This window comes from Psychrobacter piscatorii, from assembly GCF_904846415.1.
Classification (GTDB): Bacteria; Pseudomonadota; Gammaproteobacteria; order Pseudomonadales; family Moraxellaceae; genus Psychrobacter; species Psychrobacter piscatorii.
The window spans coordinates 1-4,039 of record NZ_CAJHAR010000070.1; the positions used below are offsets into that span (position 1 = coordinate 1).

Here is a 4,039-nt window from a genome sequence, read left to right on the forward strand (position 1 = left end):
CCGGTATAACGTTTAAAACCTGCATCATTTTGTTCAAGTAGTTTGGCTATGTTTGGCATATCTTTTAATTATTTAGGGTTCAGTTGTATACTTTGAGATTTGAAGCTACTTTTGCAAGAGGTCTATTATACAAAATAAGCTATTTATACTTGATTAATTTAAAAAAATATTAACGACAATATATTCTATGAATAGATTAAGTACACGCTAATTCCAATTCTTAAGACCAAGTGCGTGATCCTGATGGACAATGGAAGTTTTCACAAACGCATGTAAAGACTGCTTAATAGGTATGGTAATCGTTTATTATTTCTACTGCCCTACAGTCCTGAGCTAAATCCAGTCGAAAAAATGGTCATAGTATAAATTTCTATGCCAAGGCTGGATAGAAAATAATCTGCCTAAAATAATTTTATAATATAGGATGTTTCAGTTCTATAGTGAACTGACTATATATGCTTCTTTATCTATTACTGGATAGAAAGGTTTACCCCAATCCATCTTGCTATGATGCGCCATCATAATCTCTAGCATTAATGGCAAAATAGAGGACAAAATAGCGCCACTATCCTTGATTTGAGCCCGATTTACTTTGCCATTATGCGTAGCGCCGCCATGAATAATTTGATTGCGTAACGTATATAAGCGGTCGAAAACTACAGCTAGTACTGTATGGGTATCCTTGTTGCTCAATGCGCGATGTACTTTATCTTTTGCGCGTTTAAAGTCCTCCTCCCAAGCCTGTTGACTGATTTGTCCGTTATGGTAGTCCCAAAATGGTTGAAAAGTATACTGGTTTTCTAACAGTATACGAATACTACCAGAATACGTTTCCCACACTAGTTTATAAATTTTTTGGTCAGTATCTAATCGGCATATTAACTGCAAAAAGCGCCGAAACTCACTGCGCTCAGAGCTACTCGCAAATAGCGCCACTTCACGAGCGTAAGCGGCATTAAAGGCTATCCATAAGGTAATAAAGCGAATATCATCATCATTAACACTGACCGCTTTAGCAAGCCAGCTCAAAGAGCGGTGCATACGTAAGCGAAAAGGATCAGAGAATTCAGACTTTTGGGATTGGTAGCGGTTCAACATTACATCAGGCATTTGATTGGTATCATCTATAGTTTTTCATAGTTAAAAACCGAATTATAGAAAGTCGTCTTGCATAGTCACTTTCTGCTGAGGATGAAGGATAACTGCTATACCATGTTCCTCATCCCAAGAACAATTACATAGTAAGGCAAACTCTCCATCACGGTTAAATTGTAATGCAGTAGGTTGGACCACAGAATTACTAATATTGTTTGTCTTTGTATAATCGTTTAACAGTTCTAAAACTTTTAACTCAAAGTCTGAATGATTGTTATCGAAAAGTTTGTAGGATCGCTCTTGCTCATTAGTAACTTGCTCTCCTTGAAACGCACTGAAAACGCAATCTATTACAAAGTCCTGTCCATTAAGCTTAAATTTGATAGGTTTCCGCCAGCCATATTTAAATGATAGATTTGAAATATCCATTTGACAATCCTTAGTTATTTGTAGTTAGCAGTTGTTTTTTGGCAACAGATATACCACCTTCATGAGGGACGTTATTGTGAACTTCAGAAGGAACAAGTTGCATAGTTTGACAGTCTTTGCATTCATGCCAAGTATAACCATTTTCTTTACGCCAATTGGCAACCTCTCTAGGTGTGCATTCCCACTTTTCAGCAAGTTTTTCATCGGCTTGAGGAAAGTTCTTATTTCTTTCAGTTGTGAAGTTGTCTATTTTTACTTCATCTTTCATTACTTCTGAAAAGTCTGGTTCACCGTCTTTAAAAGATATTCCATCAATACCATATTTTTCCTTGAGCTCACCCCAAGTCAAGTTATCTGGATTAGCGCTCAAAGGTATAAAGTCATCGTCAGGATTCCATACTGAGTTGCCTACTTCATCTATCCACTCACCATTACTTACTGGTAGGTAGGTGCTAGATGGAAGAATTTCGACAGACTGTGGATGACGCTCTGTAGACCAAGGCTCATCATTAGCAAAGATGTCACCTTCTTTATTAGAGGAAAAGGTATCCCAGCACTCATCTTTAGAGAATATTCTTTCATCAAGAATAGACTTATCAAATGTTTTGAAAATCTCAGTTTGTTTAATAAACTCAATCATAAAATCATATCCTTAGAACTGTTTTTCCAAGCAGTGCTTAAATCACTATGAATACTGCGTGTCATACTATCTGATAGTTGAGTTAAATGATTTTTTAGTAAGGTATCCGCTAATACGTTCAGCTCCACCTCACTTGACATACGAGTTAACTGAGAACTAATCGTTTCTCGTATACCTAACACAGAAAGCAACAAGTTTATTGCATTAGTATGATCGGACCAAATTGTTGTATAACCGGTTTTTTCAACTTGTTGTATCGAATTAAGCAACCCAATCTTATAATTAGTAGCTATGTTATATTTTTTAGCACCATCTTTGAGTATCTGTAAGTCAAACGGCTCTGTCTCATCCATTCGTTTATGCAGTAGCAACCTTGCTAAGTGAAGATTAAACTCTTTACGCTGATTGCACACAGTAACTTGTGTAGTAGTGGAACACTCATATGTTTTTTCTTCCCCATTAAAATGGTTAATTTTACAAAGGACAGGCTCTAACCAGTTATTTTGATAAATAACAGCAACGCCTCTAGGTAGCCTTGCAATTTCTTCAAGCTGATCATCGCTGACTGCCGCTGCTTTACCGATCAAGCGACGATCTTGTTCATCAGGCAGTCTCAAAATAATTTTAGTATTGGTATTACGTATCGCTGAACTGTCTACCGCACTTGGTGATTGGTCAGCTATAATAAAGCCTTCACCGTAAGTACGCATCTCAGCGATAGAATTTGAAAGCATCTCAACGGCTTTACCAGCCACATTTGAACCTTCAGAGCTTTGTTCAGTAGATGTTCGCTTTAAAAGATGATGAGCCTCTTCAAGGATAGTGACGTGTTTAAGAGGTTGATTCATGCCAGAGAATGCCATACGGCGTTCATTAAGGCGCATGATCAATATACCCATAATCAAAGATTTTGTCTCTTGTGAACCAACTCGACTTAAGTCAATAATAACGTTAGAGTCGAAAAGTATATCATTATCAATTTCGTCAGAAGCAAAAATCTGACCATTTAAACCGTTGGTCAAACTTTTAACCCGCGTTGCAAGGGAACCAATATAATTACTCTTAACTTCGTCGGAATATGCGGACGTATTAATAACGTTGTTAATCGATTCTAACAAGTCATTGAAGTTTGGGAAAATATCTTCGGAATAATAGTTATATGAATTATCTACATCCCAACCACTGGCTTCATAAGCTTGAAGAATGGCATCTTTTAGTACAGCAGGCATCGCAGCATACATCGACCAACACACGTTAAATATTTCAACCAGTCTGTCGATATGTTCTAAAACATGAATGCCTTTTGGAAATTTAAAAGGATTGATTTTTAATAAGGGAGCTTGAGAAGGGTTGGTTGAAAAAACGTGAACATTCTCTAGATGACCAAAGACATGTTTATATTCACCCTTGGTGGGTTCAATAACCAAAAATGGAATATTCTTTTCTTGTAGCTGAGACATTAACTCATAAACCGTATTACTTTTACCTGATCCTGTTGAGCCTGAGATAAATACATGACTGGTTAAATTATCAATATCTAAACTAACTTTTTGTGGTAAGTCATTCCATAAGTGTCGAATAACACCTAGCTCGATGCTTTTATTAGTAGCAATGTTATGACCATCTAATGATTTGACTTGCCTACCAAATGCCTGAGTTTCGACCACAGCGGTGCTAGAAGTAGAGCGGCGTGGCATACTGAGCTGAATAGCCATTTCTTTGCCAGAGACTAATGTTGCTGGAGTTAAATATTTGGTGGTGTATCAAAAAGTATGCTGGGGTAATAAAGGAAGGGTGACAGTCAAAGCAAGATGATATATTTGAGGTTATGAAGACACAAATACAGATCAATTGCCCCGACTGTCACAGTCTTAG

4 protein-coding genes are annotated in these 4,039 nt (G+C 37.1%); all 4 read right to left on the minus strand.

Annotated elements, in window-relative coordinates:
• Positions 1 to 435: 435 nt before the first annotated feature.
• Genes JMX83_RS14770 through JMX83_RS14785 form a run of 4 tightly spaced genes read right to left on the minus strand, consistent with a single transcriptional unit; the run spans position 436 to position 3,879 of the window.
• Positions 436 to 1,110 (minus strand): HEPN domain-containing protein, encoded by a 675-nt coding sequence (locus JMX83_RS14770; protein WP_201554118.1) that lies wholly within the window; start codon positions 1,108 to 1,110, stop codon positions 436 to 438.
• A gap of 42 nt (positions 1,111 to 1,152) precedes the next feature.
• On the minus strand, positions 1,153 to 1,524 hold the full coding sequence (locus tag JMX83_RS14775) for a DUF6985 domain-containing protein (RefSeq protein ID WP_201554116.1): 372 nt from the start codon (positions 1,522 to 1,524) through the stop codon (positions 1,153 to 1,155).
• A gap of 10 nt (positions 1,525 to 1,534) precedes the next feature.
• Positions 1,535 to 2,164 (minus strand): HNH endonuclease, encoded by a 630-nt coding sequence (locus JMX83_RS14780; protein ID WP_201603335.1) that lies wholly within the window; start codon positions 2,162 to 2,164, stop codon positions 1,535 to 1,537.
• The gene (locus tag JMX83_RS14785) at positions 2,161 to 3,879 is read right to left on the minus strand and encodes an ATP-binding protein (protein ID WP_265089554.1); all 1,719 of its coding nucleotides are present in this window, start codon (positions 3,877 to 3,879) and stop codon (positions 2,161 to 2,163) included. Before JMX83_RS14785 ends, JMX83_RS14780 begins: the two co-directional genes overlap by 4 nt.
• Positions 3,880 to 4,039: the final 160 nt, after the last annotated feature.

What these genes read in the sequence shown, in the direction of transcription:
- JMX83_RS14770 (WP_201554118.1), bottom strand. Translation starts at nt 1,110, where the DNA reads ATGCCTGATGTAATGTTGAACCGCTACCAATCCCAAAAGTCTGAATTC.
- JMX83_RS14775 (WP_201554116.1), bottom strand. Translation starts at nt 1,524, where the DNA reads ATGGATATTTCAAATCTATCATTTAAATATGGCTGGCGGAAACCTATC.
- JMX83_RS14780 (WP_201603335.1), bottom strand. Translation starts at nt 2,164, where the DNA reads ATGATTGAGTTTATTAAACAAACTGAGATTTTCAAAACATTTGATAAG.
- JMX83_RS14785 (WP_265089554.1), bottom strand. Translation starts at nt 3,879, where the DNA reads ATGGCTATTCAGCTCAGTATGCCACGCCGCTCTACTTCTAGCACCGCT.